Origin of the sequence: Streptomyces barringtoniae (assembly GCF_020819595.1) — a bacterium.
Lineage (GTDB): Bacteria > Actinomycetota > Actinomycetes > Streptomycetales > Streptomycetaceae > Streptomyces > Streptomyces barringtoniae.
The window spans coordinates 189,377-204,710 of sequence record NZ_JAJHNP010000005.1 but is presented as its reverse complement, the minus strand read 5'-3'; the positions used below and the strand labels follow the sequence as shown (position 1 = coordinate 204,710).

13 protein-coding genes, 3 pseudogenes and 1 riboswitch are annotated in these 15,334 nt (G+C 73.6%); of the genes and pseudogenes, 5 read left to right on the top strand and 11 right to left on the bottom strand.

What is annotated here, in order from left to right; genetic code table 11:
- Window positions 1–24 precede the first annotated feature (24 nt).
- Window positions 25–2,628: a CHAT domain-containing protein gene (locus LMU33_RS10360; protein ID WP_228619387.1), complete on the top strand. Its 2,604-nt coding sequence runs from the start codon at window positions 25–27 to the stop codon at window positions 2,626–2,628.
- Window positions 2,629–2,632: 4 nt separating this feature from the next.
- Here LMU33_RS10360 and LMU33_RS10355 read toward each other — a convergent pair whose 3' ends face one another.
- Window positions 2,633–4,345: a LuxR family transcriptional regulator AbsR2 gene (locus tag LMU33_RS10355; protein WP_228619385.1), complete on the bottom strand. Its 1,713-nt coding sequence runs from the start codon at window positions 4,343–4,345 to the stop codon at window positions 2,633–2,635.
- Window positions 4,346–4,440: 95 nt separating this feature from the next.
- Here LMU33_RS10355 and absR1 point away from each other — a divergent pair, with 95 nt between their 5' ends.
- Window positions 4,441–5,535: a beta-glucuronidase AbsR1 gene (gene absR1, locus LMU33_RS10350; RefSeq protein ID WP_228619384.1), complete on the top strand. Its 1,095-nt coding sequence runs from the start codon at window positions 4,441–4,443 to the stop codon at window positions 5,533–5,535.
- 106 nt (window positions 5,536–5,641) lie between these two features.
- Here absR1 and LMU33_RS10345 read toward each other — a convergent pair whose 3' ends face one another.
- From LMU33_RS10345 to LMU33_RS41365, 9 genes and pseudogenes are all read right to left on the bottom strand, one after another.
- Window positions 5,642–7,024, bottom strand: coding sequence for an NtaA/DmoA family FMN-dependent monooxygenase (locus tag LMU33_RS10345; protein ID WP_228619382.1), 1,383 nt, complete (start codon window positions 7,022–7,024; stop codon window positions 5,642–5,644).
- A 25-nt stretch (window positions 7,025–7,049) separates the two neighbouring features.
- Complete coding sequence (locus LMU33_RS10340) at window positions 7,050–8,258, bottom strand: LLM class flavin-dependent oxidoreductase (RefSeq protein WP_228619381.1); 1,209 nt, start codon at window positions 8,256–8,258, stop codon at window positions 7,050–7,052.
- Window positions 8,259–8,389: 131 nt separating this feature from the next.
- Window positions 8,390–8,497 carry a putative leader peptide gene (locus tag LMU33_RS41930; RefSeq protein WP_372477914.1) on the bottom strand — a complete coding sequence of 36 codons (108 nt, stop codon included), beginning with the start codon at window positions 8,495–8,497 and terminating at the stop codon, window positions 8,390–8,392.
- Between the two features lie 157 nt (window positions 8,498–8,654).
- The gene (locus LMU33_RS10335) at window positions 8,655–9,680 is read right to left on the bottom strand and encodes an ABC transporter substrate-binding protein (RefSeq protein ID WP_228619379.1); all 1,026 of its coding nucleotides are present in this window, start codon (window positions 9,678–9,680) and stop codon (window positions 8,655–8,657) included.
- A gap of 57 nt (window positions 9,681–9,737) precedes the next feature.
- Complete coding sequence (locus LMU33_RS10330) at window positions 9,738–10,529, bottom strand: amino acid ABC transporter ATP-binding protein (protein WP_228619377.1); 792 nt, start codon at window positions 10,527–10,529, stop codon at window positions 9,738–9,740.
- Window positions 10,526–11,507: pseudogene (locus LMU33_RS10325) on the bottom strand (amino acid ABC transporter permease). The gene LMU33_RS10330 and the pseudogene LMU33_RS10325 overlap by 4 nt, the downstream one beginning before the upstream one ends.
- Window positions 11,508–11,689: 182 nt before the next feature.
- Window positions 11,690–11,839 (bottom strand): hypothetical protein, encoded by a 150-nt coding sequence (locus LMU33_RS10320; RefSeq protein ID WP_228619375.1) that lies wholly within the window; start codon window positions 11,837–11,839, stop codon window positions 11,690–11,692.
- Between the two features lie 33 nt (window positions 11,840–11,872).
- Window positions 11,873–11,984: riboswitch (SAM riboswitch) on the bottom strand.
- 78 nt (window positions 11,985–12,062) lie between these two features.
- Window positions 12,063–12,950: a glutathione S-transferase C-terminal domain-containing protein gene (locus LMU33_RS10315; protein ID WP_228619374.1), complete on the bottom strand. Its 888-nt coding sequence runs from the start codon at window positions 12,948–12,950 to the stop codon at window positions 12,063–12,065.
- A gap of 76 nt (window positions 12,951–13,026) precedes the next feature.
- Window positions 13,027–13,149 carry a hypothetical protein gene (locus LMU33_RS41365; RefSeq protein ID WP_283844112.1) on the bottom strand — a complete coding sequence of 41 codons (123 nt, stop codon included), beginning with the start codon at window positions 13,147–13,149 and terminating at the stop codon, window positions 13,027–13,029.
- A gap of 188 nt (window positions 13,150–13,337) precedes the next feature.
- On the opposite strand from LMU33_RS41365, the pseudogene LMU33_RS10310 reads away from it, so the two are divergent.
- From LMU33_RS10310 to LMU33_RS10300, 3 genes and pseudogenes are all read left to right on the top strand, one after another.
- Window positions 13,338–14,174 (top strand): annotated as a pseudogene (locus LMU33_RS10310) (dihydrodipicolinate synthase family protein); the annotation flags it as partial.
- Window positions 14,140–14,265: pseudogene (locus LMU33_RS10305) on the top strand (proline racemase family protein); the annotation flags it as partial. The pseudogenes LMU33_RS10310 and LMU33_RS10305, both read left to right, overlap by 35 nt.
- Before the next feature lie 32 nt (window positions 14,266–14,297).
- Window positions 14,298–14,987, top strand: coding sequence for a GntR family transcriptional regulator (locus tag LMU33_RS10300; RefSeq protein WP_228619757.1), 690 nt, complete (start codon window positions 14,298–14,300; stop codon window positions 14,985–14,987).
- Here LMU33_RS10300 and LMU33_RS10295 read toward each other — a convergent pair.
- Entirely contained in the window at window positions 14,984–15,211 is a 228-nt protein-coding gene (locus LMU33_RS10295) for a hypothetical protein (protein ID WP_228619372.1), read from the bottom strand. The two genes, LMU33_RS10300 and LMU33_RS10295, sit on opposite strands and share 4 nt — an antisense overlap.
- Window positions 15,212–15,334: the final 123 nt, after the last annotated feature.

Below are 15,334 nucleotides of genomic sequence, written 5' to 3'. Positions count from 1 at the left end.
CAGCAGGCCACTACCATGCGAGACGTGACGGCGGGAAGCGAGTCGGTTCTCGAACTGCTGCCCCTGGTGTTCGCCGACCCGGGCGAGGCCCGGGCACGCGCGGAACAGGTGCTGGGGACCTCTCCGCCGCCGCTGCACGCCAGCGTCGCCCACCAGGTGCTCGGCATCTGGCAGCGGGACTTCGGGGATCTGCGGATCGCGCTCAGGCATCTGCGCCGGGCCCGGGACCTGGCCGCGCGCGCCGAGTCGGCCGACCGCGAGGCGGACGTGCTCGCCACGCTGGGGGTCGCACTGGTGCACGCGGGGCGCACGCGACAGGGGCTCACCTCCTTCGAGCGCGGGGTCGCCCGGGGCAGCGGGCACACCCGGGCCCGGGTGCTGTACCGGCGGGCGTACGTGTGGTGGGTGCTGGGGCGTCACCGGGAGGCACTGGAGGACGTACGGCGGGCACTGCCGGTGCTGCGGCAGCTCGGCGACGACATCTGGACCGCGCGGGCGCTGACCCTTCGGGCCACCGTCCATCTGGCGCTCGGCGCGGTGGACCGGGCGGTCGCGGACTTCACGGCGGCGGAGCGGCTGTGGGACACCACCGGCCAGGAGCACGACAAGGCCGACGCGGTGGAGAGCCGCGGGCTTGCCGCGTTCCGGTCCGGGGACATCCCGGCGGCACTGCGGCTGCTGGACGAGGCCGAGGAGCGGTACGCCAAACTCGGCACCCCCACCTACATGTTGTCCCTGCGCCGCTGCGAGGTGCTGATGGCGGCCGGGCTCGCCCCGGAGGCGCTGGCCGAGGCGGACGCGACGATCGCGCTGCTGGACCGGATCGGCGGGCAGTCCACCCGCAAGGCCGAGCTGCTGCTGGCCGCCGCGCGGGCCGCCCGCTCGGCCGGGGACGCGCACACCGCCGTGGCCCGCGCCGCGGTCGCCGTGAGGTTGTTCGCCGCGCAGCGCCGGATGTGGTGGGAGCAGCATGCCCGGCTGGTGCTGATCGAGGCGCGGGTGGCGGCCGGGCGCTGCTCGGGGCGGCTGGTGGCGGACGCGGCGGCGGTCGCCGGGAAGCTGGCCTCCTTCGGCTCGCCCGCCGCGCCGGAGGCCTCCCTGCTCGCGGGCCGGATCGCGCTCGCGCTGGGCTGGACCGCCGACGCCGAACGGCATCTGGCGGTGGCCGCGCGCAGCCGGTACGGCGGCCCGCCGCCGGCCCGGGTGACGGGCTGGGCGGCACAGGCGCTCCGGGCGCGCGCGGCCGGGTCCCGGCGGGGCGTGCTGGAGGCCTGCCGGCGCGGCCTGGAGGTGCTGGACGACCACCGGATGACGCTCGGCGCCTCGGAGCTGCGGGCGCACGCCACCGCGCAGGGCGCCGAACTGGCCGCGCTGGCACAGGAGGTGAGCCTCGCCCACGGCGGACCCCGCCGGCTGCTGGAATGGAGCGAGCGCTGGCGGGCGACCGTGCTGTCCGCGCCGCCCACCCGGCCGCCCGCCGATCCGGCGCTGCTCAGCGGCCTGACCGCCTACCGGGAGATCGCGGCCCGCGCCGAGGAGGCCCGGATGGAGGGCCGTCCGGTGCCCGCGCTGGAGCGCGAACAGCGGCGCCTGGAACGGGAGGTCCGCTCCCGCACCCACCACATACGCGGCTCCGCCCCGCACGAGGGCGACCGCTTCGAGGTGGCCCGGCTGCTGGACCGGCTCGGCGAGGCGCGCCTGGTCGAACTCGCCGTGGTCGACGGGCGGGTGCACGTCCTGCTGTGCGGGCAGGGCCGGGTGCGGCGGTTCACCGGCGGCCCGCTGGCCGAGGCGGTGGCGGAGGCCGAGTACGTCCAGGCGGGGCTGCGGCGCCTCGCCCACCCCGGCGCCGAGGCCCGGCTGCCGCTGGTGGAGGCCGCGGGCCTGCGCCTGCAGGAACTGCTGCTGGGCGGGGCCGTACCGCATCTGGGGTCGGGCCCGGTGGCGGTCGTGCCGCCGGGGGCGCTGCACCGGGTGCCGTGGGCACTGCTGCCGGCGCTGCGGGACCGGGTGCTCAGCGTCTCCCCGTCGGCGGGCAGCTGGCTGCGCGCCCGCGAGACCGAGCCGCCACCGGGCGGCCGGCATGTGCTGGTGCGCGGACCGGGTCTCGCGTCCGGCGGCGCGGAGGTACCGGAACTGGCCGCCCACTACGGCACGGCGACGGTCCTGGAAGGCGACGACGCCCAGGTCCCGCGGGTCCTGGAACACCTCGACGGGGCGGCCCTCGCGCACCTCGCGGCCCACGGCACGTTCCGCGCCGACAGCCCTCTGTTCTCCGCCCTCCGCATGGCCGACGGCCCGCTGATCGTGCACGACTTCGAACGGCTCACCCGCAGCCCGTACCGGATCATCCTCTCCAGCTGTGACACCGCCCGCCTCGCCTCCGTCGGCGCCGACGAACTCCTCGGTCTGGTCACCGCGTTGCTGCCGCTCGGCACGGCCGGGGTGGTGGCGAGCAGCGCCCCCGTCAACGACGCGGCCGTGGTCCCCCTGATGCTCGCCCTGCACAAGGGCCTGGGCGCGGGACTGTCCCTGGCGGAGGCACTTCGGGACGCGCGCGCCACCCTGCCCGAGGACCCGGTCCACCAGGCGACGGGCTGGGCGTTCGCGGCGTTCGGGGCGGCGTAGGCCCCTACGCGGACTCGCACAGCCACGGCAACGCTCCCCGGTCTCCCGTGCCGAGCCTGCTGTACGCGCTGTACAGGTGGTTCCCCACCGTCCGCACGGACAGGGTCAGCCGCTCGGCGATCTCCCGGTTGCTGAGCCCGGCCGCGGCCAGCGTCACGATCTGCCGCTGCCGGGCGGTCAGTTCGCCGAGGACCAGCCCGGCCAGCGCCGGCGTCCGCGCCCCCTGGCACCGCCGTGCGAGCGCGACCGCCCGGGTGCGGGAGACCCGCGCGGCCCGCGGATCCCGGTGGACCCGTACGGCCTGGGCGTACGCCTCGGCCGCGAACAGCCGGAAGCCACGCTCCGCCAGGCCCTCGGCGGCCCGGTCCAGTCCGGACCCGTCCTCCCGCGCCAGCGCTTCGGCGTGCCGCGCGAACACGCTGCCGGCGGGCAACCGTCCGGCGACCCGCTCGGGTTCACCGCGGCGTACGGCGGCGTAGCGGGTGTACGGATCATCGCCACCCGCCTCCTCCACCTCGCCGCCGGCCAGTCGGAGCTCGGCAAGGCATCCCGGGTCTCCCGGCGCACCCCGCAGCCCCTCCCGAGCCCAGGCGGCGGCGTCGCGCACCTCTCCCCGCAGCCGGGCGAACCGGGCGCGGACGGCGGCGTACCCGGCGGGGAGTGTGGCGCCCTCCCCGGCCAGCCACTCCCCCACCGGCGTCGGCACCGGCCGGACGTCCAGCCGTTCGATCCGCCCTGCCAGGGCCCGCAGTTCGGCCTCCAGGGCCGGACCGTGGTCGTGGGGACCGCTGGTCAACCGGCGGGCCCGCAGGCGGCCGGCCGTGGCCCGCAGGGCCGGCCCGTGCAGGGGATCGGCGAGGGTGACGCCGCCCTGGTCGTCGACGTGGATCAGCCCGTCCGCCTCCAGATGCTCCAGGACCTCCAGGTCGAGGTCTTCCCGCGACGGCGACAAGGGCAGCGGCTCGGCGAACGCCAGCCGTTCCAGCGTGTCCCGCTCGCCCGGGCCGGAGTGCTCCAGCACCGGGGCGAGTCGCTGCCGTACGGCCGCGGTGACCGGAAGCGGCCCACGCCAGGCCCGCTCCTGCGTTCCCGGAACGGCAGTCAGCCGCCCGGCCGTGCCGAGTGCGGCGACCAGGTCGCGCAGCAGCCGCAGATCGCCCCGGCACATCCGGTGCAGGCGGCGGACGGTGAGCGGTTCCAGCCCGGCGGCGGCGAGCAGCTGGGCGACGTCCTCGCAGGGCAGCGGTTCGAGGGCCAGCCGGGGCAGCAGCTCCCCGGTCCACAGCCGGGACACCGCGCCGGGCGCGGGCACGCCGGCCACCGCGGCCACGACCAGCCGGGTGCGGCCGTGCACGGCCAGCTGGTGGACGAGGGCGGCGGAGGCTTCGTCCAGCAGATGGGCGTCGTCCACGACCAGGAGCCGTACGCCGGACAGGATCCGCACCGCGCGGTGCAGCGAGACGGTGTCGGGCAGCAGGTGGGCGAACGCCGCGAAGGGCAGGCCCTGGGCCTCGGGCGTGCCGGTGACCAGGGCGTGCTCCGTGCCCCGGACCGCCTCGGTGATCAGCCGGGTCTTGCCGTGGCCGGCCGGTGCGGTCACCACGATGCCGTGCCGGCCGCCGGCCGACGAGGCGCGCACCAGCTCCAGTTCGTCCTCCCGGCCGGTGAACGGCCGGGGCAGCTCCAGCGTCTTCGCGTCCTGCTCGTAGATCCTCACATCATGCAGAGCGCGCGTACTCAGGTTTGATACAGGGCGACTTGAGTAGCGCCCGACTCAGGCGCCCGGCTGCGGTGGGCGGGCATGGTGGCCGCATGACCCGACGCCTCTGCTCGCTCCCGCGGCAGCCGGCCCCGTGCTTCGCACCGGGGCTGACCGCCGAGCGGCTGGGCGCGCTGCTCGCCGGGCGGCGGATGTGGGTCGACGGCACGGTGCTGCACTACGCATTCTTCGCCGACGCGGGCGACGATTCCGCGGCCTCGGTGATCCCGGTCCCGGGCACCGGTGAGCTGCGCCGGGTCCCCTGGGCCGGCGGCGAGGAGCAGCTCGACGTGGTCCGCGACGCCTTCCGCGAGTGGCAGGGGCTCGGCATCGGCGTCACGTTCGCCGAGGTCGGCGACCGGCGCGAGGCGGAACTGCGGATCGGGTTCCAGGCCGGCGGCGGTTGCTGGTCGGCGGTGGGCCGGGAGGCGCTGTCGGCCGGCCGCGGCGAGCGCACCATGAACCTGGGCTGGGACGTGACCGGGCCCGGGGAGCGCGGGACGGTCCTGCACCAGATCGGGCACGCGCTCGGCATGGTGCACGAGCACCAGAGCCCGTACGCCGGCCTCCACTGGGACGACGAGGCCGTGTACGCCGAGCTGGCGGGCCCGCCGAACTTCTGGAGCCGGGAGACGACGTACACCAACGTCCTGTGCGAGGTGGACGCCGGTGAGGCGAGCTGCTCGGTGTGGGACCCGCAGTCGGTGATGACGTTCCCGTTCGGGCCAGGGCTGGTGCTGGAGCCGGAGCAGTACCGCGGGGGGCTGTCTCCGTCCGGTGGACCGTCCCCGGCCGACAAGGAGTTCGTGCTGCGCTGGTATCCGCCCGTCGGCCCCGCGGGGCCGGCCGCGCTGGTGCCGTTCCGGTCGGCACCGCTCGGTCTCGGGCCGGGCGAACAGGCCGATTTCACCGTCGAGCCGCCGGAGACCCGCGACTACACCGTGGGCACCTTCGGCGACGCCGACACCGTGCTCGTGGTCTTCGAGGAGCGCGACGGGGTGCCGCGCTTCCTCGCCGGCCACGACGACGGCGGCACGCCGGACAACGCCGCCGTCCGGGTGCGGCTCGTCAGGGGCCGCCGCTATGTCGTCCGCGTCCGTCTGTACTCCACGTGGGGGGCGGGAGAGACGGCGGTCATGTGCTGGTGAGCACACGCTGACGACACACCCCAAGGTCCGGCACCGGGGGAGCGGCCGTGGACGTCACCTACGGGGGAGGTGACGTCCACGGCCACGCCGGTGTGCGGACGCCGGTTCACGACGCGGCCCGCTCGGACGCGGCGGTGGTGCCGGCGTCGGGGTGGGCGAGGCCGAGGTGGTCGCGCAGGGTCGTGCCCGCGTAGTCGGCGCGGAAGACGCCCTGTTCCTGGAGCAGGGGTACGACCTTGTCGGCGAAGGGGTCGAGGCCGCCGGGGGTGATGTGCGGGACGAGGATGAAGCCGTCGGAGGCGTCCGCCTGCACGAACTCGTCGATGGTCCGCGCGACGGTGGCCGGGGAGCCGACGAAGGTCTGCCGGTTGCCGGTGTTGATGACCAGGTCGCGGATGGACCACTTGTTGGCCTCGGCGAGCTGCCGCCACTCGCGGGCGATGGCGATCGGGTCACGGTACATCCGCACCTGGGCGCGGCCCCGGGAGATGTGCTCCTCGCTCACCACCGGGTCGACGTCGGGCAGGGGGCCCTCCGGGTCGTAGGCCGACAGGTCCCGGTTCCAGACGAACTCCAGGTGCTTGATGGCGGTCGCGCCGCTGACCTGCTGCCGGCGCACCTCGCGGGCGAGTTCGGCGGCCTCCTGGTCGGTGTCGCCGAGGACGAAGGTGGCGGCGGGCAGGATGAGGAGCTGGTCGGGGCGGCGGCCGTACTTGGCGAGGCGGGACTTGACGTCGGTGTAGAAGGCCTGGCCCTCCTTCAGCGTGGAGTAGCGGCTGAAGATCGCGTCCGCGTCGGAGGCCGCGAACTCACGGCCCTCGTCCGAGTCGCCGGCCTGGAAGATCACCGGGCGGCCCTGCGGGGAGCGCGGGACGTTGAACCGGCCGTGGATGTCGAAGTGCTGTCCCCGGTGGACGAAGGCGCCGGCCCGGGCCTCGCGGAGGAAGGTGCCGGTGGCCTGGTCGGCGAGGATCTCGTCGCCGCGCCAGGAGTCGAAGAGTTCGTGCGCGGTGGCCAGGAACTCCTTGGCACGGGAGTAGCGCTCCTCCTGCGGCAGGAAGCCGCCGCGGCGGAAGTTCTCGCCGGTGAAGGCGTCCCAGGAGGTGACGACGTTCCACGCGGAGCGGCCGCCGGAGAGGTGGTCGAGGCTGGCGAACTGGCGGGCCACCTCGTACGGCTCGTTGAAGGTGGAGTTGATGGTGCCGGTCAGGCCGAGCCGGTCGGTGACAGCGGCCAGTGCGGCCAGCACGGTGAAGGTGTCGGGGCGGCCGACGACGTCCAGGTCGTAGATCCTGCCGCCCTGTTCGCGCAGCCTGAGCCCCTCGGCGAGGAACAGGAAGTCGAACTTGGCGCGTTCGGCGGTCCGTGCGAAGTGCGCGAAGGAGCTGAACTCGATGTGGCTGCCCGCTGCGGGGTCGCTCCACACGGTCGTGTTGTTGACGCCCGGGAAGTGGGCGGCCAGGTGGATCTGCTTCAGCGGCTTGCTCATGGGTGCGGTCGTCCTCTCCGGCTGCTCAGGCGGTGGCTGCTGCGTAGCGGTTGGCGGGGCGGGCGAGGCCGAGCAGACCGCGCAGGGTGCCGGACTCGTAGGCCTCCCGGAAGCGGCCCCGGCGCTGCAGTTCGGGCACCAGGTCACGGCTGATGCGGGGCAGGTCATGCCCGGCGATGGCCGGCCGCAGCCGGAACCCGGTCAGCCCACCGGTCGCCAGCTCCTCGAGCAGATCCGCCAGTTGCACGGCCGTACCGGCGAAGATCCGGGCGTCGCCGGTGTACGGCTCGCCCGCGAGCGCGTCCAGCCGCTCTCGCCGGGCCTGGGCCTCGGCCGGGCTGTCGTCGAGGAAGACGACGAGGTCGCCGAAGATGTGCACGGTGTCCCCGGCGCGGCCCGCCGCCCGCTGCTCGGCGCGGATCTCGGCGACGATCGCCCGGGCCTGCTCCGCGTCGTGCGGGGTCACGTAGCCGACGTCGGCCTGGCGGGCGACGAGCCGGTAAGGGGCGGTCTGGTGGGCGAGGGCGGTGACCAGCGGTTGCCCCTGGGGCGGACGGGGCGTGATCGAGGGGCCCTTGACGCTGAAGTGGCGGCCCTCGAAGTCGATGTAGTGCAGCTTGTCCCGGTCGACGAAGCGGCCCGTCGCCGTGTCCCGGATCTCGGCGTCGTCCTCCCAGCTGTCCCAGAGCCGGCGCACGACTTCCACGTGGTCGGCGGCCTCGTCGAAGAGTTCGGCGAGGATGTCCTGTGCGGCCGGGCTGTCGTAGGCCTCGATCCGGCCGATGCCGCGGCGGCCGAAGTGGGCGGCCTCGTTCGGCCGGGCGCTGATCTGAACCCGCAGGCCCGCGCGGCCGGTGCTGACGTAGTCGAGGGTGGCGATCGCCTTCGAGATGTGGAACGGCTCGGTGTGCGTGGCCACCACGGTCGGGACCAGGCCTATGTGCTTGGTGAGCGGGGCGACGCGGGAGGCGACGAGGACCGCGTCGAGCCGGCCGCGCACCAGGTCGGTGCGCTCGTCGGGGTCGAGGAAGTGCGTGGACTGGGGGCCGAGGCCGTCCTCGATGGTGACGAAGTCGATGAGGCCCCGTTCGGCCTCGGCGACCAGGTCGGCCCAGTAGCCGGCGGTGAACAGGTCCCGGGGGCGGGCGACCGGCTCGCGCCAGGACGCGGGGTGCCAGCCGGTGCCGTCCAGGGCGACGGCAAGGTGCAGAGGGGAAGCGGGAGTTGGGGACACGGCGGTGCCTTCCTTGATGTCCGTGACGGATGTCCCTGACGAGCACACCGGCTCGCGAGGGCAGGCGTCGGCGAGGGCGAGCGCGGCAGGAGCGGACCCGGGCCTCGAGGCGGGTCGGGCCGGGGAGGGGGTCAGTGGCGACAGAGGGCGGCGGACACGCGCTGGAGATCTATGTGCGGCCGGGATATCAGCCGGACGGAGCGGTACGGGCGCGGAGCACGCGGCGGGAGTACGCGCATCACGGCCGTCACCTCCGTCCGTCGGCCACGGCGGGCCGTCTCGCCCGCCTGTCGGATCTCGTCATGACTCACAACGCGCGGCCGGCCGCGGTTGTTCCCGCACTTGCCGTTGTTCTTCCTCTCCGGCGCGCGGTCGGCCGGCAATGGTGAGACGGGGTCAGGAATTGTCCAGCGGCAGGCCCGGCGGGTTGATCCCGGACTTGGCGACAGCCTCGTTGGAGAGGTTGTAGGCCTTGAGCCAGGCGGCGTACTGACCGTTCCTGATCAGGTAGTTGACGGCGTCGGCGAGCGGCTTCGCAAGACCGCTGCCCTTCTTCGCGGTCGCCGCGATCAGGCCCTGGAGGGTCTCGCCCGCGCCGGAGAACTTGCCCGCGTTGCGCGTGGCGTCGGGCGTGTTCGCGACCTGCGTGATGTGGTACGCGATGCCCGGGTTGGGACCGAAGTAGGCGTCGATCCTGCCACTGGCGAGGGCCAGGTAGGTGCTGTTGTGGTCCTGGTAGTACTTGACGGTGAGCTTCTTGCCCTCCTTGGCCAGCTTGGCCTTCCACTCCAGGAGGATCCGCTCCTGGTTGGTACCGGAGCCGACGGAGACGGTCCTGCCCGCGAGGTTCTCGTAGTTGCCGTCGAAGTTCCAGGTGCTCTTCTTCGGCACCTCGAAGGCGAGGCTGTCCTGGCGGTAGGAGGCGAAGTCGTACTTCCTCTTGCGCTCCTCGGTGTCGGTGACGTTGGAGAAGGCGACGTCGACCTTGCCGCTGTCGATGCCGACGAAGAGGTTCTCCCAGGTGAAGTTCTTCAGCTCGGGCTTGAGCCCGAGGACCGCGGCGACCAGGCGGCCGAGGTCGGGTTCGGAGCCGGTGAGGGTCTTCTGGTCGCTGCCCACGTACGCCAGCGGCGGGAACCCGGCCGGCAGGGCGCCCTCGCCGATGACGAGCTTGCCGCTCCTGCCGACGGCGGCGGGCAGTTCGGCGCTGATGGCCTTCACCTCGGAGACCTTGACGGTGGTCTGCTCGGCGGCGCCGTTGGAGACCTGCCCGATGACGACCTCGCCGGGCTTGGCGCCTTCGGTGGTGGTCGCCGCGTCGCTGTCGCCCCCGCAGGCGGCGAGCCCGGTGGCCAGGGAGGCGACCGCGGTCGCCGCGGCGATGCCGCGTATCAGGCTGCGTCGGGAGAGGTGGCTGCGCATGGCTGTCCTTGTCGTCCGTGAACCGCTGGGGGCAACTACGAGGGGGAAAGGGGGAGGTCAGAGGACCTTGGCGAGGAAGTCGCGGGTCCGTGCGTGCCGGGGCCGGTCCAGTACCTCCTGGGGCGGGCCCTGTTCGACGATCCGGCCGCCGTCGATGAAGACGATCCGGTCGGCGACCTCGCGCGCGAAGCCGATCTCGTGGGTGACGATGACCAGGGTGGTGCCGCTGGTGGCGAGGTCCTTGATGACGGAGAGCACCTCGCCGACCGTTTCGGGGTCGAGCGCGGAGGTCGGCTCGTCGAACAGGATGATGCCGGGGCGCAGCGCGAGGGCGCGGGCGATGGCGACCCGCTGCTGCTGTCCGCCCGACAGCCGGCGCGGATAGGCGCCGGTACGGTCGCCGAGGCCGACCCGGGTGAGCAGCGCGCGGGCCAGTTCCAGCGCCTCGGACCGGGTCAGTTTCCCGGTGGCGACGGGCGCGGCGGCGACGTTGTCGAGGGCGGTCAGGTGCGGGAAGAGGTTGAAGTTCTGGAAGACGAAGCCGATCCGGCTGCGCTGGGCCAGGATGGCGCGCTCGCTGAGCTCCCTGAGCCGGCCGCCGCTGCCGCGTCCGACGCCGATCGGCTCACCGTCGACGCTGACGTGGCCGACCTCGGGTTTCTCCAGGTGGTTGATGACCCGCAGCAGGGTTGACTTGCCGGAGCCGGAGGGGCCGATGATCACGGTGACCTCGCCGGGGCGCACGGTCAGGTCGATGCCGTCCAGGACGCGGTGGGTGCCGTACCACTTGTGGACGTCGTGGACCTCCAGCGCGGCCGGGGCGGTCGCCGGGGTGTCGGTGGCGGTCATACGGCGGCCTCCCTGCGCAGCCGGGCCCCGAACTCGGCGAGGCCCGCGCGCGCCTTCTGCAGTGGGGTCGGCGGCAGGGTGCGGGTGACGCCCCGGGCGAAGTACCGCTCGACGTAGAACTGGACGACGGACACGGCGCTGGTGAGGATCAGGTACCAGACGGTGGCGACGAGCAGCAGCGGCACGATGTCGCCGGGGTAGGTGCTGCCCATGGTCTGCACGGAGCCGAAGAGGTCGAGCAGCGAGACGTAGAACACCAGCGAGGTGCTCTTGATCAGGCCGATGAGCTGGTTGACGTAGTTCGGCGTGATGGACCTGAGGGCCTGCGGGAACACGATCCTGGTGAACTGGTAGCCCCTGGGGCAGCCCCAGTGCGGCCGCCGCCTCGTGCTGGCCCTGGTCGACGGAGAGGACGCCGCCGCGAACGACCTCCGCCGCGTACGCCGCCTCGTTGAGGCTGAGCCCGACCACGGCGACCGTCAGGTCGGTGGCGAGCCTGGACTCGTCGAAGGTGACGAGGGCCGGGCCGAAGGGGATGCCGAGGCTCAACGTCTTGTACAGGGCCGAGAAGTTGTAGAGGAAGATCAGGACGACGATCAGCGGCACCGAGCGGAACAGCCAGGTGTAGGTCCAGCTCACGGCGCGCAGCACCGGACTGCCGGACTGCCAGCCGAGGGGCAGCAGGATGCCGCCGAGGAGGCCGAACACGGCGCTGAGGGCCGCGACTTCGAGGGTGACGAGGAGTCCGTCGAGGACGGTGGGGCGCAGGAACCAGTAGCGGAAGCGGTCCCACCGGTAGAACGGGTTCGTGGCCAGTCCGTGCAGGAACTGCGCGACGAGCACGAGGACGACGGCGGTGGCGATCCACCGGCCGGGCCTGCGCAACGGCTGAACCCCTTGTGCTCTCGGTGGCGTTGACGGTGTGTCGGCGGGTGGCGCCTCGGCGAGGGAGACGGCGGCGCCTGGGGGTTCACTCATGGCGGGCTCCGGCGGAGTCGGACACCCCCGGTCGCGGCGCACGGGAGCGGGCACCGCCACGGCACTACGGCACGAGGCGGCGCACGGCAGCGCGCGAGAAGAGGGGGCTGGGCGGGCGGCGGCACACCGGCCGGGCAGTGTGCGTCAGGACGCGGGGCTGGAGCGGGGGCTGGAAGGAGACGTCAGCCCCGGCGGCGGGCAGAGCCCGGTGCGGTACACAGCGCGCTGTGGACGCGGAGCAGATCGACGGCGCGGTCGGCGACGAGGAGCCCGGCGTACGACCGTACGCAGCCCTGGGGGCGGCTCACGGCCGTCCTGGGAGCTGCGTACATGGCGTCACCTGTCACTGTTCCGGCCCCGCGGGGCCCTCGCGCTTACCGAAAGCGCCATTCCGGTCCGGTCGTCACCTGGGGCACCCCACCGCGATGCGAGGGTTGCCGGTCAGCAAGCCAGGGCTTGGCGCTGACGCTCATGACCGTTCTGAGCCGCAAGTAAGGCAGTTGTCCCTTCGGATGTCAACGGCCGTCCGAGTGGTGGACGTCGCCCGACCGTTTCTCACCTGCGGGAAGTGTCCTCGGCGTCCGCGGCGTGGCCCGCCCAGTCCAGGATCTGGACGGCGGCCCCGGCTGCCTCCAGGCCCTGGCAACGGCCGTGGTGGCGGCGGGAGATGCCGTCGAGGTCGAGATGGCGGCCGAACGCGGGGTGGGCGGCCAGGCGGCGGGCGTGGGCCCACAGGGCGCGGTGGTCCGCGATGCGGTGGACGGCGGAGGCGTCCAGATGGCAGCGGTGGACGGTGTCCAGCTGCACCAGGGCGACCCACAGTTCGATGTCGGCCGCGGTGAGCCGGTCGTCGACCAGGTACGCCTCAGCGGCCAGCCGGCTCTCCAGCCGGCCCAGGGTGTCCAGGAGCACGTCCAGGGCGGCGGCCCGCTCGACGGGGTCGGCGCCGGCCTGCCCGGCGCGCTGCGCGGCCTCCTCGATGCCCTCGGCGCACATCCGCTCGACGGCCTCGATGACGGACTCCTGACCGCACGGGTACAGGGCGGCGCGACCCTCGCGCGGGAAGCGGTCGAGGTCGCGCAGGATGTCGCGGGCACGGGTGCTGACGATCCGTCCGGACCAGTCGTCGCTGAGCACGGGCGCGAGGGCCGGGCCGGTGTAGTGGTGGGCGCTCGCCTCGTACAGCGGGCGCAGCGCGGAGTGGCCGCCGCCGGGACAGTCCGGTACGGCGGGCAGGACCGTGACCGGACAACTGCCGTCCAGCCCGAGGAGGCTGTGGCCGACGGCCAGGCGGAGCCCGTCGGGGCAGGCGGTCGACAGATGGAGCCGGTAGCGGTGCGGCACGGCGTAGTGGCCACTGCGCGCGTCCCGGCCGATCCGGCCCCGGAAGACGGGCGCGGCACGATGGACGGGCGGGACGGCGGCGAGCGGAGTGATGGACATGCGTCTCCCCGGATGATGGACGTACGGACGTGCGCGGCGACGAGCGGGCGCCGGCCGGTGGCGCGAGGGCCCCGGCTCAGCGGCAGCGGCTGATCGCGCTGCAGATGCGCAACAGGTCGATGTGCCGGCGGGAGGTGAGCAGGGGCGCGCGCAACGGCGTACGGCCCGCGAGGCCGGTGACCGTGTCGAGGCGCGTCATCATTCCCTACCTGTTCACTAGGATTCCTATCCTGGAGTGTCGACCCGGCATCCGGCGACGTCAAGGGGGCGTCCACGCCTGGGACGTGTGTGACCGGCCGACAGCGTCCGAGGCACCCGCACCGAGACCTGTCCACAGGTCATCCCACTCAGTACCATGTCACACCTCATTGGATGGGGGATCCCGCAATGATCCACTCTCCGGCCCACTCACCGGACCGCCCCTGGCGCGGCGTCCTCGTCGCCACCGCCCTCCCGCTGCGCGACGACCTCTCGGTCGACCACGACCTATGCCGAGCACTGCGCCTGGCTGGTGGCGAACGGCTGTGACGGCGTCGTACCGAACGGCTCGCTCGGCGAGTACCAGGTGCTCACCGCCGACGAGCGCGCCCGGGTGGTGGAGACGGCCGTGGCGGCGATCGGCGGCGAGCGGGTGATGCCGGGCGTCGCCGCGTACGGCTCGGCCGAGGCCCGGCGCTGGGCCGAGCAGGCGGGCGAGGCCGGCTGCGCCTCGGTGATGCGCTGCCGCCCAATGCCTACCGCGCCGACGAACGTTCCGTCCTCGCCCACTACGCCGAGGTGGCCGGCGCGGGCCTGCCGGTGGTGGCGTACAACAACCCGGTCGACACCAGGGTCGACCTGGTGCCCGAGCTCCTCGCCCGACTGCACGGCGAGGGCCACATCCACGGCGTCAAGGGGTTCTCCGGTGACGTGCGCCGCGCCTGCCGCATCGCCGAACTCGCCCCGGAATCGGACCTGTTGACCGGCGCCGACGACGTCCTGCTCGAGCTGGCGGTGGCGGGCGCCAAGGGCTGGGTGGCCGGTTACCCGAACGCGCTCCCCCGGGCCTCGGCGGAGCTGTACCGCGCCGCGGTGGCCGGGGACCTCACCGCCGCGCTCCCCCCGTACCGGCAGCTCCATCCCCTGCTGCGCTGGGACTCCCGGGTGGAGTTCGTGCAGGCGATCAAACTGCCCATGGACGTCGTCGGCCGGTACGGCGGAGGTCGCGGGCCGCCCGGCGGTCCTGCCCAGCTTCACCGGCCGCGCGTGGATCACCGGCACCGCCCAGTGCCTCCTGGACCCCACCGACCCCTTCCCGGAGGGATTCGTCCTCTAGACGTCCTCTAGACTCACCCGGTGACGCGTGACATGGCACCGAACACGCGAGGCACGCAGATGCCCGCGCTCCCCCGGCTGGGCGGCCGGCGCAGCAGCTACCGCGAGCGGGTCGCCGACGCGCTGCGCGCCGCGCTGATCGCCGGCGAGCTGCGGCCGGGCGAGGTCTACTCCGCGCCCTCGCTCGCCGCCCGCTTCGGCGTCTCGGCGACGCCGGTGCGGGAGGCGATGCTGGACCTGGCCAAGGAGGGCCTGGTCGACACCGTGCCCAACAAGGGCTTCCGGGTCACGGCCGTCTCCGACGAGCAGCTGGACGAGTACACGCACATCCGCGCCCTGATCGAGATCCCGACCGTCGCCGCACTGGCCCGCACCGCCGACCGCGTCTCGCTGGAGGCGCTGCGCCCGGCGGCCCGTGAGATCGTCACGGCGGCGGTGGCGGGCGACCTGATCGCCTATGTGGAGGCCGACACGCGCTTCCACCTCGGCCTGCTCGCCCTCGCGGGCAACGCCCACCTGGTCGAGGTGGTCGCCGACCTGCGCAAACGCTCCCGCCTCTACGGCCTGACGGCCCTGGTGGAGGCCGGCCGGCTGCTCGCCTCGGCCGAGGAGCACCTGGAACTCCTCGACGCCCTGCTGGAACGGGACGAGAAGGCCGTCCACGCGATCATGACCCGGCATCTGGGCCATGTGCGCAGCCTGTGGGCCGACGGCGAGGCCTAGGCCCTGTCGTCGTACCAGCCGGACGCCGTGGGCAGGTCGCTGATCAGGGCCGGCACCTCCGGCTCGAACCGCAGCAGGGCAAGTGTCTTCCATCCGCGCGGGATGCCGTCGAAGGGCTTGCCGAACTGCTGGGTCACGGCGACGACCATGACCGTGACCCAGGTGGCGTCGCCCTCGTCGGCCGCCGGGAAGCAGCACTCGTCGCGACTCCACGCACAGGACACGCTCGGCCGCCGGGGTGGCCTCTTCCGTTCTCATGCCGTCAGATCATCGCAGCCGTGCCGCTCCCCGCGGGTCCGAGGCGCCGAATATCTCACGGTGCAGACGCCGCATCAGTGCACTTTTTC